The following is a 21915-nucleotide window of genomic DNA, read 5'->3' as shown; positions in this document are numbered from 1 at the left end:
AGATCTTACAAGATTACATGCCTTGGTCAAAAAATATCCAAGCCACATGTTCAAAATAGCCAGCTATCTGAAAAAAACTCAGATAGCTGGCCATTCGTCGTGCGTACCGAGAAGGTGCGCTTATTTTTGTATTTCGGGCTTACGACACTCCTTTTAAATTAATTCTGTTCTACATATGCACTTATAAACACTCGTAAACTTTCAAAATGATCATCAATAAGTAAGTATTTTTTATAAATCTCCATCAATTTCTCAAAAAGCTCATACTGCTCTGTTACAAATAAAACTTTTAAGATATTCAACATATGGAGGGATGCGCTCTGTGCGACAGAATAATACGAAGCTTCTAGTTGACGGTAATTTCTACGCCATTCTTCAACAGATAAACCGATATGCTGTAACGAATTATTAACATGTAGAGCTATGTCTTGCTGAACATAAGCCTCAATCGCAATAAATTGTTCATTGCTATAGTTTTTCTGCACTAAGGCTGCATATATTTTTTTATTGGATGCTAGTACATGCTCCTTTAAAAGTGTTAATCCCTCTTGATAGCGCGCAGTTCTTACGTAATGGTCAAGCAAAATGGCATACAAATTTTCTAGAAAATTTAGTTCATAATTTTTGATAATAGCTGGAGGTGTAGGCTTACGATTAGGCAGTAATTCTTTATATTCAAGCATAATCTCTATTGCATAATTATTAAGTCGCTCGTCCTCTAATAAATATTCTCCGTATTGGATAACCAACTCATCATTCTTCTCTTGATGTGCTATATGAAACAGAAGGTAGGCAATTAACACCTTTTCTTTCTCTGTCAACGCATACATTGAATAACGCCAATCCGCTTCAAAAGCAGTAATTAATGACTTAACACAGAGATAATCTCCTTCAGCTAACCGGTAATGCACAACAATTTGGTAAAGATGTAACTGTTTTTTTTCTAAGCACGTTGAATTATAGTTATCCACATAAGTTATACACTTATCCAGAATTTTTTTGTAATTATTCACAAAGTTATTCACATGTGTATAATTTTTTCTTGCAGATCGCTCAAAATGACCAAGCATTTCATGGATAAATGTGAATTGTTCTAAAGGTTTGTGGATAAACAGTGAATAAACCTTTTTCATAAACAACCAATGCCAAAAAAGGGTATGTTCTTTATAAATCATATGCACAAAATATTCATTGTTTAATTTATATAAAAATATAGTTTGGAGTTCGTTCACTGGCATTGTAATTTGCAGTCGTTTCCCAAAGATTAACCATATTAACCGTTCAAAGTCCATTGTATGCTGTGCAAAAAGCTGCTCAAAAAAGGACTCTTTTCCTTTTAGCGTATAAAAAAAATCATTCAGACGTTCTTGTACATATTTAGCATCCATACCCTGTTTATCAAAAAAAGCTTGCGTATCTGCAGTTACATGACCCCAATATTTCCTCGCAGTTGAAAAAGCAATATTCATCGCCACTTCCTCATTCACTAAAAATAAATTTGGTGAAAGTGCAGTACCTAATATTTTTGGGTCTTCCTGCAACTTGTTCTCTTCCTCTAGCCAAGTTGAAAGCACTTTTTCAGCACCCTTTTCACCACTATGTTTATATGCCATGAATAACTGCTCATCACAATCCAACAGCATGCAATTGGAGCCTCCTATCAAATTCACCCAACTGATATCTTCCCCTATCATATAAAATACTAATAACCTAAGCTAACTCTCTTTCTTCAATATAACAAATCTTATCCAACATATGCTAAAAAAATCATGTTATGCCTTAAAAATACGACAAAATCATTCGACTAAATACGACAACAGCAAAAACCCATCTATTGAATAATAACTTCTAATAGATGGGTAAAATTTAGATTTTCTGGGATAAAGGGCAAATGAGTTCATTGGACAATTGCTTATAAGTTGGTAGCCCATTTGCATTGTCACAATTCACTCATTGCCTATGCTAGATAGTGCTAGCAGTATAATACACAACTAAGGAAAGTTATGTATAATTCACTAATATAACTGAGAAATTAACCTTCTCGTAACAGTAGACGAGCAACCATTTAAATAGTTACAAAAAAATCTATCAAATTTTTAATAGCCTTACATCAAATAAGGATTACACATTGTTAACTTTACCAGAATGAAGGATATTGTCGTGTTTCTCGTAAATTATTAATCACTATACCAAAAAAGACAATAATCAATGCACCTATTAGTACAGGCATCACCAAATAGCTCCATCCATATCCTCCTAAGATGATAATAATTGGGTTAGCTCCTGCGGGTGGATGAATAATTCCTGTAATCGCCATTATGAAAATCGTTAATCCTACACCTATGCTAATGGAAATAATACTTGTACCTAGAAGGGAATATATAGATAAGCCGATAAAGGCAGAAATAAAATGCCCTCCAATAATATTTCGCGGCTGAGACAATGGTGCATTCCAAACGACAAATACGAGGACACAGCTTCCTCCAAGTGAGGCCATTAGCCAAGGTGTCCCTGTGTAATTAGTCAGCCACAGTAGTACAAAAATACATATTAATCCTCCGACCGCACCTGTAATCGCGTCAGCAAAATTTGTTCTCGAAGGTGCATGTCCTCCTCCTTTCATTTTATTGATATATGCTTTAATACTATTTGTTTTTTCTCTTTTTTCTTGTAAACGCACAAAATCTGCCATGAGTCACCATCATTTCTATGTAAAAATAGAACTATAAGAATCTTTTAGCTATTTAAAGCTTGTTCTATTATAGCAACTAATCAATAGAAAACAATTTTTATTTGTCAACTTTTAGACAAAAGTCTTTGCCAACAAAAAGAAAGCAAACCAGAAATAGTTTTCATAGTTTGCTTTTGTGCTTATTTTTATCGATCAATCATATTGTTTCTTCACTGGTTTATAAATTCGTGCTTTTTTCAGTACAGTTTTTGGTACCTGGAAGGTTGCTGTTACAACTCCTGGATGACGACCAATTTCGATGGAGCCTGTAATGGTTGCTCTGTTCATTACCTCTGGCTCACTCATCTCAAACAGCTTTGCTGCACGACTTAAGGCATTATTTGTTGCCTCATTTAATGATGTTCCAGACCCAATAACTGCTACAGGGAATGCTTCCTCCACCTGTTTAACGCCAAATTCCTCCGCAAGCTCACGAGCACGGCGTTTTTCTTCCTTTGTAAAAGGTTTTGCTGTATAAGGTAGATCTTCAGTATTTGGCAATAAAATTGGACCTTCCAATGCCACTTTTTTCAATACACTAACCTGAAGTTGAACAATGCCAGCAACATCTGTTGTATGTCCTGCAATTTCACCGTCACCTTGCATGGCATGCATATCACCAATATAAACACCACCTCCAGGAACCTTAACTGGACAAATAATGGTTGCTCCCTCACGAACACGGCTTATATCCATATGTCCATCTGTACGATGTTTATCCAATTCCTCTTGTGTAAAGGCATATTCATGTGGTGCTCCAATTAAAAATGAACCAAAGTCACCTGCATTATGAGAGTCTGGCATAGCCTTTGATGGCGTCGTACCTAGTTGTCCTAAAAATGGACGCATTCTAGCCATCACCCCGATTAAATCACTCGGGGCTAATGCTACTACCGGATTTTGTATAGAATTTTCAGGTGTGCGCATATAATTTTTCGCATCCAGTGCAATACGACGTGCTCCTTCTCGACCAACAGTAACACCAACATTCCCCTTATGATCAAATGCCATCGTGTAGCCATTGGTCATTTTAAAAGGTGCCGTTTCTGTATTACATGTAGAACAGCGTATGGCATGCTGACCGATTCCCTTAACAATAGTGCTCGGATGAAGTTTACCGCAGCCTGGACATTTTACAGAGACGAATGGGTCACCAATAAATCGATCATTAATAACCTCATCATGTCCAGATGCTGTTGCCAATGAAGTCACTTGAATGGATTTAATTTTAATGACAATGGCATCTCCTACCTCTGCTCCTTCTACAAATACTGGTTTTGTCACTTCATGTCCGCCACGAATTGTAGGTGTCAGCATGGGTCCCCAGCAACCTGGTGTTGTATTAGCAATAATCGTTCCACCATCTTTAACAGGTCCAAGCATTTTCTGGGAAGGGTCTAAAATACCATCTATAAACTCATTTACGAATAATGTTTCGACGGCTTGCGGCGGCTGTTCGAAATTTTCATTTTCTATTCCTGTTTCTTTTTCTAGCACATGCAATTCGTTTGTCATTCTTCGTCACGCTCCTAGTTTGATTTTATGTATTTATGTTAAAAACGCTCTCCACAAATTGCAGAGAGCTATTCTTCCTTAATTGTTCATATATAAATCATAAACGTGTGAGAAATCTTCTTTTTTATATTTGTCCTTATGGTCAATCATCCAGCTATTTGCAAAGCGTGTAATTTCCTCAAATGATGTAGAAGGAGTGACGTTATCATTACCGATTCGTCCAATGGATGAGGAAGCAATCTGCAAGCTTTTTTCCGCTGCCTCTAGCTTGTAGGCATTTTGCTTTTGCTCATAGCTGATTGCATGTAACGCTTTATATAAGTCTTTAATATCATCAATAAAACGTTTATGAATGTCGATGGATAATGGAGAATTATCTATTGTAAATTTAATTTCGACATCAAGATCAATTGTTCCTGCTGTTTCGAGAAAAACTTCTGTAATAGAATACATAGAATAATCATAACGGCGTAGTAATCGCTTCTTGCTCATGGCACTTTCACCGTCTACATGAATAATCGCTCGATTGGTAAAGCAATACTCGTCTGCCTTCGTTTTAATTAAAAAATAAATTTTCTCGTCTATTTCATGCAAAATAAAATCATCTGCATCCGTTTTATCATAATCCTCACGCGGCACAACTACGCCAATATCCGACAATCCTAGTGCATCTGCTGCTATTTTTTTGAACATTTGCTTTCCCTCCTAGTTATTTAATACTCTCTTTACGATTTAAACTCTGTAAAAGTTTCAAAAGGTCTTTGTGTACTTTAAAGCACAAAGACCTTTATTCCCTTCATTTATTTAATTTATTGGAAGTGTGACAGGATCCATCTTCTTTATTTCCATTCCTTTTCCAGATCCTAGAGAGAAATAGATCACTGGAACAAATGTAATGGACTTAGCGGATGAGTTAATAGCTTGTATAGTAGCACTAGATTTGTAGGAAATACCCTTGTCACGACTTGTTGCGCCATTTCCATGCACTGTATAATTATTTCCTGCATCATCTTGTAGCTCATCAAATTGAACTGTCACTTCTGGCCATTTTTTCAGTATCTCTGGATCAATCTCATATTCATAATGAATAATTGTGGACATATCATTTTTTCCAAGGGCGGTAAATCTAGCAGTGATATCATAATTAGTAACAGTTTCATTTAATAACTGCAGCTCACCTGCAAGTTTTGAGACTTTAAAATGAAAGGCCCAATCACCTTTTACTATCTTATCTGTATTTACATAGAAAGCCTGTGGCGTCCAGCTTACCTCTACTTCCTCTGGTGTTTCTTTGTCAAAATAGGGTGTGACATTTGCTAACCCAACATATTTATTATCACTTATTTTCTCTAGTCGACTACCTCCTCCCATAGCCTCTGAGCCTTTTATATCAATAAAATTACCTTGAATAAATGGATGGGACCCCAAATCTGTATCACTCTCAAGAGCAAAAGAAATCGTGAGGGAAGTACCATCAAAAACTGCATTTTCGATCATCATTGATATGCCGTTGCTAGCTTGAACCTGACCAATCTCTGTAGCGTAATTATCAAAATTCTCGAACATTGTGTCTTTATTATTAAAATAACTAGAAATGTTTTTCATAAAAGGAATTTGTGAGGCTAGAGTCGGAAAAGCAGTTGTTACAGTTGTTACAGTGCCGATGCCAATGATTGCCGCAGCTGATAAATGACGTACCCATTTTGGTACACGCTTTTTACCTGTTTGCTGCTTAAGAACCCTTTGCTTTAGCCTTACCTTTTGCTGTGATGACAATTCTAGTGGTTCTATATTTTCAATATCTAAACTTAACCAATCTTTATAGCTTTTCGTCATATGAATACCTCCCTTAGCTTTATTGATGTAGCTAGCTTTTTCTTCCCTCGGTATAGCCGGTTTTCTACAGCTGCCTTTGATAAATGAAGTGTCTCTGCTATCTCAGTATTAGTTAGCTGTAAAAAATACTTCATCATAAAAATATCTCGATCAACACTTTCTAAGCAGCTAATTGCGAATAATAAATCATTTCGTTGCTCCTTTTTTAGAAATTCCTGCTCTGTCTCTTTTATATCAGGCTTTCGTGAAAGCTCCTCGTCTCCCTTTTCTCGTGCTTGTTGTTTTTCAAGCCTACGAAAAATATCTATCGCTTTATATTTTGTTAGCATACCTATCCATTTTTTAAAATCTTCAGGCTGACCTTCAAATTGTTTAGCATTTTGCCAAATAGCTAAAAACACATCATTCACACATTCTTCAATAGCATCTTTATTGATGTCTGAAAGAATTTTATAAGCTATTGCATTCACGAAACTAGAATAATGCTCTATCACATAATCAAGTGCATCTTCTTTTTTATTTTGTAAACGGCTAATGAAATTTTTAGCAGTGCACCTCATCATTTCGCCTCCCTATAAATCTTTTGAAAAAGCTTTTTCACTAACTATATCGAAGCCAAAGTGCTAAAACTCTCAACTTTTTAAACAATTTATTTTATAATGATTTTCATAAATGAGCATACTGTAAATTTAATAATTCATTAATCTTTGTTCGGCTTTCAAAAATTAAGGCTATACGCTATTCTTAAATCTCTAAGATGATTATAAAAATAAAAGGATGTGTCCCCATGCAAGAACCAACTATTTTAGTAGTGGATGATGAGGCTGATTTAGCCAATTTGCTAAAAGTCAGTCTGCAAAAAGAGGGCTATAAGCAAATTTATACCGCAGGCACTATTCAGGAAGCATGGACGAGCTTTCAGCAAACACAACCAAATATTGTGCTACTCGATGTGATGCTTCCAGATGGTGAGGGCTATGATTTATGTAGACGAATTCGAGAAGTATCGCATGTCCCAGTCCTTTTTATGTCAGCGAAAAATGAGGAAATTGATAAAATTTTAGGGCTGGCCATTGGGGGCGATGATTATATTACAAAGCCCTTTAGTCCAAAGGAGGTTGCCTATCGCGTTAAGGCACAATTACGTAGAGCTGGCTACCAAACACAGGAGACAACACCGAGTATTGTTGAAAAAGCATTACAGGTTGGACCATTCCAGCTAAATGCTGATGAAACTGAAGTACAGAAGGATGGGGTTTTATTGGAGTTAACGGCTAAGGAAATTGGTTTAATGGCATGCTTTATGCACAATCCTAATCGTATTTTAAGTAAAGAGACTCTTTTTGAGCGTGTGTGGGGAGAGGATTTTTTTGGTTCTGATAATACTGTCATGGTGCATATTCGACGTCTACGCGAAAAAATTGAGCAAGATGCCTCTAAACCTATGTTTATCACCACTGTAAAGGGACTTGGCTATAAATTCGTTATACCAAAAGAGGCACAAGGATGAGGTGGAAATTAACAGCACGCTTTCTCCTTTCAGTATTATCTATTGTCATCATCGTTATTTTTGTCAATACAGCTATTCTTATCGGCCTCCTTATTTATCGGCTAGCGAATGAAAATGATAGCTTTGTTCCATCTACAGAAGAAAGTTTTGTACGTGATTTCCAAAAATATATTGATATAAGTAATGAAAAGCCTTCAATAAGTAAAGAAGGACTTGAACACTTGCATCAGCGAAATGCTTGGATTCAGTTACTTGATGTGAATGGTCAAGTCATCGATTCCCAGTTTGCACCAGAAAAAGCTCCTTCACACTATGCACCCATAGACTTAATTCAAGTATATAAATATAAAGAATTCGATACTGATACTACGGTTTATGCTGGCAGTAAGGATGATGTTAGTTATCTCATTGGTATCAAAGGTAGTGGCGTTACAAGATTTGTTATGCATGTCTCTGGCACTTCATTTTTACAGTTTATTGGAAAATTCGGATTATTTATTGTTATTGCTGATTTATTAGTTGCCACATTGGTTGGCTGGCTTTTTGGTCGTACATTAACTAAGCCACTATATGCAATGATAGAGCGTATTCGTCATTTAAAAAATCATGAGCATCAAACTATTAAAATGCCTGGTGGTGTGTATAAACCAGTATTTGAAAATTTAAACGAGGTATCAAGAGAACTAGCTGCACATGAGCAGGAACGCAAGCGACTAGAATTAATGCGTGAAGAATGGATTAGCAATGTCTCACACGATATGAAAACGCCCCTTGCCTCTATTCGTGGTTATGCAGAGTTATTAGATGATGAAGCACTAGCTCCTCAAGAGCAAGCTGAATATGCACAAATTATTGAAAAACAATCATTGCATATGCAAGATTTGCTAGATGATTTAAATTTAACGATGCGCTTAAGACATCAGCAGCTTCCGCTCACACTAAGAGAAATTGACATGGTGTCTTTTATTCGTGAGATTGTAATTGATACATTAAATACACCACAATATGAGCTTGCCAATATTGAGTTTGAGGCAACCTCAAATAACAATTGCCATCAAATTGATGAGCATTTTATGCGCAGAGCTATCATGAACTTTTTACACAATGCTCTACTTCATAATGGTCCAGATGTAACTGTTCATGTGTCTGTGGATGAGAATACTATTACGATTTCTGATAATGGCAAAGGGATAGCAGCAGCAGATTTAGAGCATATTTTTGAACGCTACTATCGGGGTACAAATACAAAACAAACAACTGGCACTGGTTTAGGCACAGCTATTGCTAGGGATATTATTGAGGCCCATGGCGGAACTGTTACCATAACCTCTGATGAAGGAAAAGGTACAACCGTTACTATCTATCTGAAAAAGGAGCAGTCCTAGTGGCTGCTCCTCTTTGTTATTTCATTTGATCCTGCACCTTAGCAGGTAGCTCATGGAATTTCACTTCATCATAGGAAGTGACTTCCGTTTCTTTTTTTACATATAGCTTTAAATAGGCATCATGGCGTAAATTTTTCTGAGCGGAGAACTTTAATGTTTGTTCTTCTCCATTTTTATTGTAAGTAGGTATCTCGTACCAATACATTTTAAAGATTTCTCCGCTATTTGCCTTATATTCTTCCATCTCTCCATCAGTTGTAATATGGACATAGTATGTGTCTTTATTTAAACGGTTAAAGTCTACAGTCATCAATACTACCAATCCTGCAACAAATAGGATAAACAATGCACCTATTCCTAAAAATACTTTTTTCATATTAATTCCCCTGTCTTACAATTTTATAAAATGCACGTACGGTAAAGATATAATAAATAAAGTAAATAGCTGAGTACGCAACCATCCACAGTATTACTGGCTTCGTAATATTCATACCAAACAACTGTGAAAATGCTAGTAACGCAAATGCACTATGCACAATACCCACGATAAGTGGTGCGCTAAAGATAACAGCCACCTGTCCAGCCACTGTTTTTAAAATTTGCTTACTATTCACACCTATTTTATTTAAAATGGCATATTTCGCCTGATCTTCCTCTGCTTCTGTTAAAATTTTGAAGTAAATAATACTACCTGTTGCCGCTAGGAAAACTAAACCTAGGAAGCTGCCAACAAACAATAGTGCACCAACTGTCGCTAAACTATCCTCATAGCTTTGTGGAACACTAGAGAAGGATTCTTGTTGTTCTTTGGACAATTGTTTAAAAATATCTTGTGAGATGGCCTGCTGCTTTAAATCATTGTCCAATCCAACAACCTGCATCTTTACCTCTTCCGCATTAGTTTCAGCGAACTCTTGATCATTTACAACAAGTACTGTTCCAGCTGCTATAAAGTTTAGTACGCTTTCTGTGTACATTTTATCTACGTGGAAGGAATCTCCGTTTTGTAGCTTAAAGTCTTCCCCAGTAAAATCATGTGAAAATCGTTCATCGTAGGCTGCATCAAGTAATACGGCTGATCCATCTGTAATGTGCAGTTCTTGATCCTTACCTTGGAATTTCGCTAAACGATTATAATCCGATTCCTTCAGTAATGTATATTCAAAAAACGACAATTCATTATCGACACGTAATTTTTTCACAGCTAGTGATTCATTATATAAAACGTCTTTCTGAGTAAGTTCTACTGAATCGCCCTTCCACATAAATGTATTTGGCAACATCTGTCGTACAGTTGCTTCTGCATTGTAATACATACCGAAGACACCACCGCCAGCAGTAATCGTTGTTGCACTTAAAATCGCAATGATCGACAACGATTTCGCATTTGCTCGGATGCGATACAATAGCTGTGAGACACCTATTATATTTAAGCCCTTCCAAGACCAAGACGTTGCTCGTTTTAATGCTGTTAACACAAAAACACTAACACTATGGAATAGAAGATAAGTCCCTGCAATGGTTACTCCTATGACCATTAACGGCGTACCTAAAACAGTGAAGAATCGCCAAATTTCACTAGTAAACATATCAGAGGCAGCTGTATAATAACCAAATGCAATGAGTGCTGTCCCAAGTAAAGCAGCTACTAAAGATGCACGTGGAATTTGCTCACCCTGTTTTTCTGCATGAAATAAATCAATTAACTTAAATTGATAAATAACACGATAGCCTTGTAAGGATGTGAATAAAAACAATAGTGTAAAAATACCAGTTGTATTAATTAGTGCTTCCACTGAAAAAGTTAGGCTTCCAACAACCTCATAGCCCATTAACCGTACTAATATCATTAATAGCCCCTGTGACATAAAGAATCCTAGAACAATACCAAGTACTAGAGAGACTAGTCCTATGACTAAATTCTCGAAAAAGAGCATGAGGCCAATCTTTTGCTTACGCACACCTAATAATGAATAGAGTGCTACTTCCTTTTTCCGTTTCTTCATAAAAAATGAATTAGAATATGCCATAAAGATGACAATAAAGAACAATAGCACAACCGACGATGCGCTCATCAATCCTTTAATTTGCTGAGAGGATTGTTTTAAGGCTGACAGATCATCATTATATTTGAGCGTCACAAACGTGAAGTAAATAACAATACTAAATACCATCGAGGCAATATATAAAAAGTAATTCGACAAATTGCGTTGAATATTTTTACGCGCTAAGCTAAATAACGTCATTTACTCCACCCCCGATGCTAGACAGCACCTGTAGGATCTCTTGGAAAAATTGCTTCCTTGTTAGAGTCCCACGATGAATTTCCTTAGATAACTGCCCGTCCTGAATAAATAATATGCGCTGACAGAAGCTAGCTGCAAAGGCGTCATGGGTAACCATCATAATGGTAGCTGCTTGGGATTGATTTAAATCACTTAGACTTTCGAGTAAATCTGTTGCTGACTTTGAATCTAGTGCACCTGTAGGCTCATCGGCAAAGATTAATTTTGGCTCTGTCACTAACGCTCGTGAAGATGCTGTACGCTGCTTTTGTCCCCCAGAAATTTGATAAGGATACTTATCTAGTAAATCACTAATGCCAAACAAAGAGGCAATGCGATCAACCCTTGCGTTAATAGCCTTTGTTGGCATCTTTGCAATAGCCAATGGCAAAACAATATTTTCTCGAACCGTTAAAGAATCAAGCAAGTTATAATCTTGGAAAATAAACCCTAAATTATCACGACGAAAATCTGCTAACTCCGCATCCTTCATACGTGCTAGGTTGGTATCACCAATTATAATTTCACCAGTCGTTGGCGTATCTATTGTTGCTAATACATTGAGAAGCGTAGATTTCCCAGCCCCTGAAGGACCCATTACACCAACAAACTCTCCTTTTTCTACTTCAAATGATATATTTGACAGCGCTGTAAAAGTATTTGCGCCTTTGCCGTAAGTTTTTTCAACGTTTTGTACCTTTAATAATGGCGTCATATACGCTCACCTCTTCTTTCTGATCTTAGTATACGACCCCAAACTTACAGTAAATTTGTCGTAAGCTTACAGTAACCTTAAATCATTTGTTTGTTATCGAAAAATTAACGCGTTTTATCGAAACAATTCCTTCTTTTATCACCCAATTTTTAATAAATATCGACATAAAAAAAAATTCACACACAGATTGTGCATGAATCCTTCTACCTTATTCTAAGACTTTTTTAATATCATCCTCAAAGCTATGTGGCTTATCTGCTGATGCGTAACGACCAACAACCTCACCATTACGATTCACAAGGAATTTTGTAAAGTTCCACTTAATGCTGTTGCCTAAAAACCCTTTGGAGTGAGAAGTGAGATAATCAAAAATAGGATGCGCTTCCTTACCATTCACCTTGACAATTTCATGCATTGGAAACGTCACTCCATATGTCAGTCGACATTGTGATGCAGCTTCTTCCGCAGTTGCAAGCTCTTGCTTAAACTGATTTGATGGGAATCCGAGGACAACAAGACCTTCCTCCTGATATTTCTCATAGAGACCTTCTAATTCCTCAAACTGTGGTGTAAAGCCACATTTTGAGGCTGTATTGACAATTAGCATAGGCTTTCCCTTATATCGTTCTAGGTTATAGACAGTACCATCCTCTAAAGTTACGTTAATATCATAAATGCTCATTTCCCTACCTCCTATTTACAAACGTCCATTCTTTCTTGCAATCTGCTGCAATGGGTCCCAAACACCGTTGAATGGTGGTGCATAGGCTAAATCTAAATCTAATAAATCGGGTAGTGTCATTTTACTGTATAATGCTGTTGCAAAAACATCAATACGCTTATCAACACCAGAAGGTCCTACAATTTGAACACCTAACAACAGTTGATCTCGCTTTCTCACAACAATTTTTATATACATTCGTTGTGCACCGGGATAATAACCTGCAATATGGCGAGCCGATAATTTAAAAGCCTCATAGTCAAATCCCAGCTCTTTTGCCTTTTGCTCATTAATACCAGTTGTAGCAATTGTTAGATTGAAAAACTTTAAAATAGAAGTACCCACTATGCCACGAAACGGTGCAAATTTACCTGACATATTGAGTCCAGCCAGCCGCCCCTGCTTATTAGCAGTGGTTCCCAGCGGTATATAATCTAAGCGTTCCTTGACAATATTGAAATGCGTAGCACAATCACCAGCAGCGTAAATATTTTCGATAGAAGTCTCTAAATGGCGATTAACAATGATTGCACCATTTTTCAACATTGCAATACCTGTTCCCTCTAAAAATTGTGTATTCGGCTTAATCCCTGCAGCCATAATCACTAAATCCGTTTGGAAGGCACCTTTATCCGTCAACACTCGTTCTACACGGTACTGACCTTCAAACGCCTCTACGTTGGTATTTAGCAACAGGTCAATATCATTCTTTTTTGCCTCATCATGAACATGTTGGGCAAATTCTTCATCTAAAATTCTAGCAACATAGCTGCTTCGTTGAATTAATCTTACCTTTTTACCACATGCATGAATGGTTTCAGCCATTTCTAGACCAATATAGCCACCACCTATAATGGTAACAGTTTCTATATCTGGTGTTAAATCAGCTAGTAAATCCTCTAGCTGAGGAATTGTTTTCACCGTGTGTATACCTGCTAAATGCACACCTTTTTTCACTGGCATAGTTGGATTTGCACCTGTTGCGATAAGAAGTTTATCATAGGGAAGTTCAAAGGCTTCCCCAGATGCCTGTGTACCAAAAACTAGCTGCTTGTCTATGTCTATTCCATTTACTTCATGACCTACTCGTGCATCAATGCCATACTTATCACGAAATGTTTCTACATCTCTTGCAATAAGCCGCTTTGTCGATGAAATACGTCCATCTACTACATAAGGCAATCCACATTGCCCATATGAATAAATAAACCCACGCTCTAAGGATGTTATCTCTGCGCCTGGTACATTTCGATATATCTCCATTGCTGCTGACATTCCGGCAGCATCTCCCCCGATGATTACGTATTTCATTCAACAATCCCCCTTATTTTTTCTCGTTGCCACCAATCCAGCATATTCATCAATAAACAGATGATGCTTCCCCCCACTTATTAAGACACGAGCTACATGTATGACAATTATAAGTCTAATAAGTAGCGCAGCCAAAAATGCTACTAATGTAATTACTATTTGTAGCACATAGAAGGGCGAATCCATATTTAGCTTAATTTTCCCTAAAATCGCAATCATCTCTAAAAGACTGATCGTTGCTAATATCGCGAAGCAGCGTCGCCATGTTTTATGAATAATACCGTTGCCCTTTACACTTGTCATCGTAAAGCGTAGAACCTTCATACCAATGGTTGCACCACCTGTAATAGTTGGAACTAGACCAAATAGCAGCATATACAATAGGAACTTTAAAACAAATTCAAAAATGCTATTATTGGGTACTACCACCCCTGTTACTATCAAAATAAGTTGCACAATAAATAAATCAATAATGATGGCTAGCAATATAGATAGTGGTTTGACGATATCATTTTTTGCAATTTCTGCTGCCTTAGCCTGCACTGCCTCATGAGATGGAAACAGCGCCCATACAATAGGTGCTAAAAAGAATCCAAGCCATGCACCAACACTATTAAGCATTAAATCATCTACATCAAAAATACGGTACGCACAATTAAAAATGCCATAAACTCCTGTAACTTGTGTTACCTCATAAAACAATGTTAGCAAAAAGCTGATGATAAATGCACGTTTCCAGTACTCTCTTTTTTTAAGAAAATAACGCAAGTAGATCCCAAATGGCATAAGTAATAAGAAATTATAAAATGCTTGAAAAAATGCTGGTTGCTTCGTTATATAAAGCCATGTTGAGGGACTTGTTAGAACGATTCCACTATCCTTTAAAATATCTCTAATAAATTGAAATGGATGTAGATTATAGTGAACAGTATCTGCAGTTTGCAGAGAACAAGTATCACGAGTTGAAGGAAACGGTAATAGGACTAAACATAATGCTGATAAAAAGTAAAAAATAAAGGAGAACATAATAATCGTTTTAGATATGGATAAATAACCATATTTTCGATACGTATAAATTAGCCAAGGTATAAACAAAGCAAAGGATAAAAAAATAGTTATGAGAAAAGCCACCATAATCGAATGTGTATATAAAGACATAAAAGCACCTCTTCGTTTTAAATTCCCGTTTTTAACTCTAAAACTTAGTCTACCCTTTGAACTCAACACTACTATTTCAGCAATCTTACATAATTCTTAAATCAATTATGCCCCAGTGGATTGCGTCTGATTTATTTCGTGCTCGCTATATTCTGATACTTCGTTTTCGCATAGTGATCTGCTGAATCAAGATAAAAAAACAGGTAAAGAGTTGTTCTTTACCTGCATCCTTTAAATGGGTTATTAAGCTTTTGCTAATTCCTCTTTGCAGAAGGCTAAAATTTCATTTAATTCCTCTTCCTCTAATGCAAAGTCTAAATACTCACCCTCTGCCTTTTCCATAACAAAGTAGTTTAAAATAAATAGTTCTTCACCTTTTTCAGCGATTAGTACTCGTACTTCAATACCTGCTTCGTGGTAAAGCTCATCTTCTTCGTCCACTTCCACGTCTAAAATAAACTCGTAACGCTTCCCCTCAATTATGTTTGTTGGATCTAAAATTTCTTCCATTGAGAATTGTGTAATTTCCATAATACTAGCTCCTTTATGTTAACCTGTTCTTTTATATATTAAATCAAATTCAGCATGGGTCAACTAGAAAACTCGTATACACCTATCCTTAATTATGACACAATAAATTTAAAGAGATGCTTCTCTTACGGATACACTACATAAAAGGAGGCTTTTTCTTGAAGGAGCTATTATATTACCAAGACGTGATGCTGCGAAAATTTGATGCGACTGTTAGTAGTAATGGAACTGATGAAAATGGTCGAGACTTCATCGTGCTTTCAAATACTACATTTTATCCTACGGGTGGTGGACAACCGCATGACACAGGGACCATAAATGGTATTGAGGTTATTGATGTTGAAAAGGTGGGCGATGAGATAAGACATTATATTCAGGGTGACGCTTCCATTTTGACTGGAGACGTGCAAGGACAAATAAATTGGCAACGACGCTTTGATCATATGCAGCAACATGCGGGGCAGCATATTTTAACAGCGGCTTTTGTCGAACTGTTTAATATACAAACCGTTAGCTTTCACTTAGGCAGTGAACAGGTCACAATTGATTTAGCTGTGGATACAATTTCAGAAGAACAGCTTATAGAAGCTGAAGCTCTTGCCAACGATATTATTTTAGAAAATCGTCCAATTGAAACAAAGTGGATTACAGAAAATGAACTGGAGAACTATAATCTACTTAAGGATGTAGCCGTTACGGGAGATATTCGACTAGTGATTATTCCAAATTTTGATTATAACGGTTGTGGCGGGACTCACCCAACCTCCACAGGACAAGTTAGTGCAATTAAAATTTTGGGCACTGAAAAAATGAAGGGCAATCTTCGTGTCTCCTTTGTTTGTGGTCAACGAGTTTTAAAAGAGCTTGCCATGCGTAAAAAAGTACTAGCTGATGTGGCAAGGCAGTTAAGTGTACCTGAAGTAGAAGCCTCTGCTGCGCTTGTTAAAGTTTTATCAGCACAGAAAAATACGGAAAAAGCACTTGTACATGCAAAAGAAGAGCTGCTCCAATTTGAAGCAAAAGCACTCATTTCCACTTACAACCATATGGTTGCTGCAGCCTTTTCTCAACGTACGATGCAGGAGCTTCAAAAGCTAGCACGTATGATTGTTACTGAGCGGGCAGATGCTATCGTACTTCTTGTCACTGAAAACGAAGGCAAGCTTCAGTTTGTTGCGGCAAAAGGTCCAGCAACTGAAAGAAGTATGAAAGATATTGCGGCAAAGGCTTTACCACTCATAAATGGAAAAGGTGGTGGAAATGATCAAATGGTACAGGGCGGTGGAGAGCATTTAATCTCTAAGGAACAACTCCTTAAAGCCATGCAAGAAATCCTTATTTAACCCTTTAAAACAAAAAAGGAGCTGCCTTATCATCAGTGCAGCTCCTTCATCTATTTAAAGTTTAAATTTTTGGGTAGCACCATACAATCGTTTTGCCATTTCAGAAAGTTTAGCAGTTTGATCGTTCATCATTTCTACTGTTTTCATTTGCTCTGTTGTAGCATCTGTCACTTCATGCACGTAGTCACTTGCTGCATGAGCTGTTGCCGCCATCTCCTCCATCGAAGCTGACACTTCCTCCGTGTTCGCAGACATTTGTTCAGCCGAAGCATTCATTTCCTCGATTTGACTTGAAATTTCACCAACTGCATGTACCATTTCATCAAAACGCTTATCCAAAGTCTCAATAGATTCTAATCCACGATCAACATTTTCCTCACCTAATTCAGCGGCTTTCACTACTTCTAATGTGTAGGACTGTACTCTTTCTATAAGTACATTGATCTTTGTAGCCGATTCAGCTGTTTGCTCAGATAGCTTGCGAACCTCTTCTGCTACAACTGCAAATCCTTTACCCGCATCTCCTGCGCGTGCTGCTTCAATCGATGCATTTAATGCCAATAAATTCGTTTGGTCAGAAATATCCGTAATCATTTTTGAGATTAAGCTAATTTCTTCAGACTCTTGTTCCAGTTTACGGATGATTTCTAGTTCTACCGCAGTACCTTGTTGAATTTCATTCATTCGTGTAATGGATTGTTGAACAGCTTCGTTACTTTCGCTAATTTTCTGGGAAATAACTTGCGTATTTGAGGCAATTGTAGAAGCCACCTCTGCGACATTTTGAACCCCCAAAGCCATTTGTTCCATAGCTGACGCGCTTTCCTCTGCCATAGCTGTTTGGCTTTGCGCACCACGATCGACCTCATTTATTGCCCCAGCAATTTGCTTTGATTGTTTTGTTACAGCCTGCACATCCCCCATTAAATCGCATGAGGCTTCATTAACCGCAGTAGCTTCCTGACCCACATGCGAAATCATTTCCCGCATATTGTCCGTCATTTGGTCTAATGCTCTTGACATGGTCCCCATTTCATCAAGTCGTCTTAAATACTTATCAGGTATTTCCTGAGTAAAATCGCCTTCAGATAGCCCCTCAGTAATGCGTAAAACATGACGAAGCGGCTTACTGACAGATTGGGAAATTGCAAACGAAATGAGTAGCCCTAGTATAGAGACAACAATAGTTGTGATGATGAAGTTGGTTTTCAAACGTGAAAGACCTGACATCATTTCACCCTCTAGAGCAATAACACCCATTTTCCAGCCGTTTTCTAAAGTGTGATACCCTAAAAGGTTGGTTCCAGTTTCATCATTTTCAAAGGAAAAGTATCCTTGCGTATGATCAACCATTTCCTGTGCTGCTAATGCCCTTCCTGTCATTTCTCCAGTTTCTTCAGCGACTTGAATTGGATTATTTTGCTCTTTTACATAATCATGATTGTTATGACCGATAATAGTGCCTTTTGCATCTAACATAAAGGCATAGCCATTATCGCCTACTTTTATGTCCTCTACGATTTTTGATAAATAGTAACCATCAATTCGAGCCAATAATAATGCCTTTTCACCTGTAATTGTGTCGATAGGTGAAACGATTAAAATAACTGGTTCACCTGTTACACGACTTATCGTTACATCAGACATAACAGACTTGCCTGCGAACCCTTCCTTTACATATTCACGATCCCCTAAATCAGCTGTCGTATTATCTAAATAGTGTGCAATCCCATCAGCAGTAATAATCCCAAATCCTAAATAATTCTCATTATCTGCAAGGCGCTTCGTTAAATAGCTCTTTTGATCTTCAAAATTCATACTACGAATTGCTTCCTGCTCGGCAATTGCCTCTACCTCCACTAAAGTTAATTGGAAGTGCTCCTCTATGTATTTTGACACATCTGCCGCTCTAGAAACTAAATTAGATTCAACCTGCTCACCCACTGCCTTGGTGCTACTAATCATGGTAGAAGCACCAAGCGTTCCACATGTTACAAATACTAGAACTATAATTGCGACAACTAGTTTACCACCTATACCTTTAATCCACATATTCTCTTTTCTCACATCTCCCATATTTAACATCATTTTAGTATTTTTTTGTCCTTCTCCTTCAGAGTAAGGTCACAAAAAGAAGAAGTCAATAAAACTTTTCCAATAAGAATAATAAATGTTTAATAATGGTATATACACTACCGTTATAGTGCTTACATTTCTGAACAAATTATTCACATATTTCTTAATTACATTCGAATGGATTTTACTACTGGATATAAATAAATTTTTTTCCAAAAGGTTTGATTATAATTTACTTTTTTTGCTGATTATAAAAGATAGGAAAGTTTCTATACATTTGAGGGGAGGATTTCCATGAGTTCAGAAAACAATGTTTCACGTCGAGATTTTCTAAAAACAACAGGAATTGCAGCAGGTACATTAGTCGGAGGTGGAATAATCGGAGGACTTGTAGGCTATAACCTACCAGGCAAGGGAACTTCCACACTAGAGCATGGTCAGCATGGCACTACGAATGAAGCGCTTGGCTCACCAAAAGCAAAAATGTTCTTTATGAATCAAAGAGATTTTAATATTTTATCAAATGCTACGGAACGTATTTTCCCAGAAGATGATTTAGGTCCAGGAGCAAAAGGCTTAGATGTCCCTTACTTCATTGATCATCAGCTTGCAGGACAATACGGAAGTAATTCTAAAGAATATATGCATGGTCCATTTGCTGAAGGGGCCCCAACACAGGGCTACCAAAGCCGCTTAACACGTGGAGAAATTTTTAAGCAAGGAATCCAAAAATTAGAAGCCGAGGCTCAGAATCGCTACAAAAAAAGCTTCAATGATATAGATGGTAAACAAATGGATGAAATTTTAACAGCCTTCCAGAAAGGTGAAGTACAAATGAGTGGTGTCACTTCTGCATTCTTCTTTACGTTATTGCGAGCAGCAACATTGGAGGGGGCATACTCTGATCCTATGTATGGCGGAAACAAAAATATGGATGGCTGGCGTATGAAGAACTTCCCTGGTCATCAAATGGCATATGTATCACAAATTGAAGATCCGAAGTTCCAAAAAATTGAGCCTAGTTCATTAGGCGGTCATTAACAGAAGGGGGTTAGCAAATGGCAACAACATTACCTAGCGTAGACGTTGTAACTGTCGGTGTAGGCTGGACTGGCGGCATTGTCGCTGCAGAATGTTCGAAAGCTGGCTTGAAGGTCGTTGGCTTAGAACGCGGGCAAAAGCGTGGGACAGAAGATTTTATGAGTATTCATGACGAGTATCGTTATGCAATTCGATATGATTTAATGCAAAATCTTTCAAAAGAGACGATAAGCTTCCGAAACAATCGCAACATGAAGGCATTACCTATGCGACAGCTTGGCTCCTTCTTACTTGGAGAGGGACTTGGTGGCTCTGGCACACACTGGAATGGTATGACATATCGTTTCTTACCCTACGATTTTCAAATTAAAACATTAACAGACAAGCGCTATGGCCCAAATAAACTCGGACCTGATTATCTAATTCAGGATTGGGCTTTAACATACGATGAGCTGGAGCCATATTTCGACAAGTTTGAAAAAACAGCAGGTATTTCTGGAGATGGTAAAAACCCATTTAGTGGAAAACGTTCAAGTCCTTATCCTACAGGACCTATGAAAATGACACCGATGCTTGAGCAATTTGAAAAGGCAACAAAAAAACTTAAGTTATCACCCTATATGGTTCCTTCTGCAAACGTATCAGAGGTTTATAAGAACCCAGATGGTGAAACAATTAATGCTTGTCAATATTGTGGCTTTTGTGAGCGCTTCGGCTGTGAATATGGAGCAAAATCATCTGCGGAAGTAACGGTTGTACCAACTGCCTTAAAAACAGGGAATTTTGATTTACGCTATAACTCCAATGTTGTAGAAATTCTTAAGCAAGGCAATAAAGTAACCGGAGTTAGATATATAGATACAATATCTGGAGAAGAATTTATTCAACCTGCAAATGTCGTTGTTCTTACAAGTTATGTCTTTAATAACGCCAAGCTATTAATGGTCTCTAATATTGGGGAACGCTATGATCCAGAAATTGGAAAAGGAACACTTGGAAGAAATTATTGCTATCAAATACTTCCTGGTGCTGCTGGATTCTTTGATGAGCAGTTTAACACATTTATGGGGGCAGGCTCCCTTGGTGTAAGTGTTGATGACTATAATGGGGATAATTTCGACCATAGTGACTTAGATTTTATTCATGGCGGAAATATAGCACTGACGCAAACAGGAGCGCGTCCTATCGGTTCAAATCCAACTCCTCCTGATACACCAACATGGGGACCTGAGTTTAAAAAGCAATCTATTCACTACTATACACGCTCATTCGGTATTGGTGCTCAAGGTGCTTCCATGCCACATAAAGAAAATTATTTATCTCTTGATTCAACCTATAAGGATGCTTACGGTTTACCTTTAATACAGTTAACGTACAATTTTACAGATCAGGATCGTGCACTTCATAAATTTATCTCCGCTCGTGCAGCTGACATTATGAAGGAAATGGGCGCAAAAACAGTGGTTCCAAATGCTGAAATCACTGACTACAACATTGTACCGTATCAAACAACACATAACACAGGCGGAACCGTAATGAGTGTAAAGCCTGAGGATGGGGTTGTTAATAATTATCTTCAGCATTGGGGTGTAGAGAATCTATTTGCTGTGAGTGCTGGAAACTTTGCTCACAATAGTGGTTATAATCCTACTGGTACGTTAGGTGCACTAGCATATCGTTGTGCAGAGGGTGTAGTGAAATATAGTAAATCAGGCGGTTCTTTGGTGTAAAAAATATAATAATTAAAGGAGACGAGA

19 protein-coding genes are annotated in these 21915 nt (G+C 37.4%); 5 read left to right on the top strand and 14 right to left on the bottom strand.

All coding sequences use genetic code 11. From position 1 onward, the window contains the following. Positions 1 to 158 precede the first annotated feature (158 nt). The 6 genes from AC1RNS_RS20475 to AC1RNS_RS20450 all read right to left on the bottom strand — a co-directional run bounded on the left by AC1RNS_RS20475 (position 159) and on the right by AC1RNS_RS20450 (position 6645). The gene (locus AC1RNS_RS20475) at positions 159 to 1643 is read right to left on the bottom strand and encodes a hypothetical protein (RefSeq protein WP_492995355.1); all 1485 of its coding nucleotides are present in this window, start codon (positions 1641 to 1643) and stop codon (positions 159 to 161) included. Between the two features lie 494 nt (positions 1644 to 2137). Further along, positions 2138 to 2692 carry an HPP family protein gene (locus AC1RNS_RS20470; RefSeq protein ID WP_492995353.1) on the bottom strand — a complete coding sequence of 185 codons (555 nt, stop codon included), beginning with the start codon at positions 2690 to 2692 and terminating at the stop codon, positions 2138 to 2140. 192 nt (positions 2693 to 2884) lie between these two features. Further along, on the bottom strand, positions 2885 to 4246 hold the full coding sequence (locus tag AC1RNS_RS20465) for an acetamidase/formamidase family protein (RefSeq protein ID WP_492995352.1): 1362 nt from the start codon (positions 4244 to 4246) through the stop codon (positions 2885 to 2887). A 78-nt stretch (positions 4247 to 4324) separates the two neighbouring features. Then, positions 4325 to 4939: a PH domain-containing protein gene (locus tag AC1RNS_RS20460; protein ID WP_492995351.1), complete on the bottom strand. Its 615-nt coding sequence runs from the start codon at positions 4937 to 4939 to the stop codon at positions 4325 to 4327. A 111-nt stretch (positions 4940 to 5050) separates the two neighbouring features. Further along, positions 5051 to 6082 carry a DUF4179 domain-containing protein gene (locus tag AC1RNS_RS20455; RefSeq protein ID WP_492995349.1) on the bottom strand — a complete coding sequence of 344 codons (1032 nt, stop codon included), beginning with the start codon at positions 6080 to 6082 and terminating at the stop codon, positions 5051 to 5053. Beyond that, entirely contained in the window at positions 6079 to 6645 is a 567-nt protein-coding gene (locus AC1RNS_RS20450) for a sigma-70 family RNA polymerase sigma factor (RefSeq protein ID WP_492995347.1), read from the bottom strand. Before AC1RNS_RS20450 ends, AC1RNS_RS20455 begins: the two co-directional genes overlap by 4 nt. Before the next feature lie 224 nt (positions 6646 to 6869). Here AC1RNS_RS20450 and AC1RNS_RS20445 point away from each other — a divergent pair, with 224 nt between their 5' ends. Together AC1RNS_RS20445 and AC1RNS_RS20440 are read left to right on the top strand one after the other, a co-directional pair. Then, entirely contained in the window at positions 6870 to 7592 is a 723-nt protein-coding gene (locus AC1RNS_RS20445; RefSeq protein WP_492995345.1) for a response regulator transcription factor, read from the top strand. Further along, positions 7589 to 8977 carry a sensor histidine kinase gene (locus AC1RNS_RS20440; RefSeq protein ID WP_492995344.1) on the top strand — a complete coding sequence of 463 codons (1389 nt, stop codon included), beginning with the start codon at positions 7589 to 7591 and terminating at the stop codon, positions 8975 to 8977. Before AC1RNS_RS20445 ends, AC1RNS_RS20440 begins: the two co-directional genes overlap by 4 nt. Before the next feature lie 16 nt (positions 8978 to 8993). On the opposite strand, the gene AC1RNS_RS20435 is transcribed toward AC1RNS_RS20440, so the two are convergent. The 7 genes from AC1RNS_RS20435 to AC1RNS_RS20405 form a co-directional block, all read right to left on the bottom strand. Next, entirely contained in the window at positions 8994 to 9353 is a 360-nt protein-coding gene (locus AC1RNS_RS20435) for a YxeA family protein (RefSeq protein WP_492995343.1), read from the bottom strand. A 1-nt stretch (position 9354) separates the two neighbouring features. After that, positions 9355 to 11223: an FtsX-like permease family protein gene (locus AC1RNS_RS20430; RefSeq protein WP_492995342.1), complete on the bottom strand. Its 1869-nt coding sequence runs from the start codon at positions 11221 to 11223 to the stop codon at positions 9355 to 9357. Then, positions 11210 to 11977 carry an ABC transporter ATP-binding protein gene (locus AC1RNS_RS20425; protein WP_492995340.1) on the bottom strand — a complete coding sequence of 256 codons (768 nt, stop codon included), beginning with the start codon at positions 11975 to 11977 and terminating at the stop codon, positions 11210 to 11212. The genes AC1RNS_RS20430 and AC1RNS_RS20425 overlap by 14 nt, the downstream gene beginning before the upstream one ends. Positions 11978 to 12185: 208 nt before the next feature. Further along, positions 12186 to 12659, bottom strand: a complete 474-nt coding sequence (locus AC1RNS_RS20420) for a glutathione peroxidase (RefSeq protein ID WP_492995339.1) — start codon at positions 12657 to 12659, stop codon at positions 12186 to 12188. A gap of 15 nt (positions 12660 to 12674) precedes the next feature. Continuing rightward, positions 12675 to 14009, bottom strand: a complete 1335-nt coding sequence (locus AC1RNS_RS20415; protein ID WP_492995338.1) for an FAD-dependent oxidoreductase — start codon at positions 14007 to 14009, stop codon at positions 12675 to 12677. Next, positions 14010 to 15167 (bottom strand): VanZ family protein, encoded by a 1158-nt coding sequence (locus AC1RNS_RS20410; protein ID WP_492995336.1) that lies wholly within the window; start codon positions 15165 to 15167, stop codon positions 14010 to 14012. A 243-nt stretch (positions 15168 to 15410) separates the two neighbouring features. After that, the gene (locus tag AC1RNS_RS20405; protein ID WP_492995334.1) at positions 15411 to 15698 is read right to left on the bottom strand and encodes a DUF6509 family protein; all 288 of its coding nucleotides are present in this window, start codon (positions 15696 to 15698) and stop codon (positions 15411 to 15413) included. Positions 15699 to 15856: 158 nt separating this feature from the next. On the opposite strand from AC1RNS_RS20405, the gene AC1RNS_RS20400 reads away from it, so the two are divergent. Beyond that, positions 15857 to 17041, top strand: coding sequence for an alanyl-tRNA editing protein (locus AC1RNS_RS20400; RefSeq protein ID WP_492995332.1), 1185 nt, complete (start codon positions 15857 to 15859; stop codon positions 17039 to 17041). Between the two features lie 54 nt (positions 17042 to 17095). Here AC1RNS_RS20400 and AC1RNS_RS20395 read toward each other — a convergent pair whose 3' ends face one another. Beyond that, complete coding sequence (locus AC1RNS_RS20395) at positions 17096 to 19117, bottom strand: methyl-accepting chemotaxis protein (protein ID WP_492995331.1); 2022 nt, start codon at positions 19115 to 19117, stop codon at positions 17096 to 17098. A 294-nt stretch (positions 19118 to 19411) separates the two neighbouring features. Here AC1RNS_RS20395 and AC1RNS_RS20390 point away from each other — a divergent pair, with 294 nt between their 5' ends. Next, complete coding sequence (locus tag AC1RNS_RS20390) at positions 19412 to 20158, top strand: gluconate 2-dehydrogenase subunit 3 family protein (protein WP_492995329.1); 747 nt, start codon at positions 19412 to 19414, stop codon at positions 20156 to 20158. 17 nt (positions 20159 to 20175) lie between these two features. Continuing rightward, complete coding sequence (locus AC1RNS_RS20385; RefSeq protein WP_492995327.1) at positions 20176 to 21888, top strand: GMC family oxidoreductase; 1713 nt, start codon at positions 20176 to 20178, stop codon at positions 21886 to 21888. Positions 21889 to 21915 lie beyond the last annotated feature (27 nt).

Source organism: Lysinibacillus sp. GW821-FHT14F06 (assembly GCF_058803665.1).
The sequence above is the reverse complement of the archived record's forward strand: the minus strand, read 5'-3'. Positions and strand labels throughout refer to the sequence as shown.

Coding starts and splice junctions, on each gene's coding strand:
- AC1RNS_RS20455 (WP_492995349.1), bottom strand. CDS start 6,082: ATGACGAAAAGCTATAAAGATTGGTTAAGTTTAGATATTGAAAATATA.
- AC1RNS_RS20475 (WP_492995355.1), bottom strand. CDS start 1,643: ATGCTGTTGGATTGTGATGAGCAGTTATTCATGGCATATAAACATAGT.
- AC1RNS_RS20435 (WP_492995343.1), bottom strand. CDS start 9,353: ATGAAAAAAGTATTTTTAGGAATAGGTGCATTGTTTATCCTATTTGTT.
- AC1RNS_RS20385 (WP_492995327.1), top strand. CDS start 20,176: ATGGCAACAACATTACCTAGCGTAGACGTTGTAACTGTCGGTGTAGGC.
- AC1RNS_RS20405 (WP_492995334.1), bottom strand. CDS start 15,698: ATGGAAATTACACAATTCTCAATGGAAGAAATTTTAGATCCAACAAAC.
- AC1RNS_RS20430 (WP_492995342.1), bottom strand. CDS start 11,223: ATGACGTTATTTAGCTTAGCGCGTAAAAATATTCAACGCAATTTGTCG.
- AC1RNS_RS20395 (WP_492995331.1), bottom strand. CDS start 19,117: ATGGGAGATGTGAGAAAAGAGAATATGTGGATTAAAGGTATAGGTGGT.
- AC1RNS_RS20460 (WP_492995351.1), bottom strand. CDS start 4,939: ATGTTCAAAAAAATAGCAGCAGATGCACTAGGATTGTCGGATATTGGC.
- AC1RNS_RS20450 (WP_492995347.1), bottom strand. CDS start 6,645: ATGATGAGGTGCACTGCTAAAAATTTCATTAGCCGTTTACAAAATAAA.
- AC1RNS_RS20470 (WP_492995353.1), bottom strand. CDS start 2,692: ATGGCAGATTTTGTGCGTTTACAAGAAAAAAGAGAAAAAACAAATAGT.
- AC1RNS_RS20420 (WP_492995339.1), bottom strand. CDS start 12,659: ATGAGCATTTATGATATTAACGTAACTTTAGAGGATGGTACTGTCTAT.
- AC1RNS_RS20415 (WP_492995338.1), bottom strand. CDS start 14,009: ATGAAATACGTAATCATCGGGGGAGATGCTGCCGGAATGTCAGCAGCA.
- AC1RNS_RS20445 (WP_492995345.1), top strand. CDS start 6,870: ATGCAAGAACCAACTATTTTAGTAGTGGATGATGAGGCTGATTTAGCC.
- AC1RNS_RS20440 (WP_492995344.1), top strand. CDS start 7,589: ATGAGGTGGAAATTAACAGCACGCTTTCTCCTTTCAGTATTATCTATT.
- AC1RNS_RS20425 (WP_492995340.1), bottom strand. CDS start 11,977: ATGACGCCATTATTAAAGGTACAAAACGTTGAAAAAACTTACGGCAAA.
- AC1RNS_RS20410 (WP_492995336.1), bottom strand. CDS start 15,167: ATGTCTTTATATACACATTCGATTATGGTGGCTTTTCTCATAACTATT.
- AC1RNS_RS20465 (WP_492995352.1), bottom strand. CDS start 4,246: ATGACAAACGAATTGCATGTGCTAGAAAAAGAAACAGGAATAGAAAAT.
- AC1RNS_RS20390 (WP_492995329.1), top strand. CDS start 19,412: ATGAGTTCAGAAAACAATGTTTCACGTCGAGATTTTCTAAAAACAACA.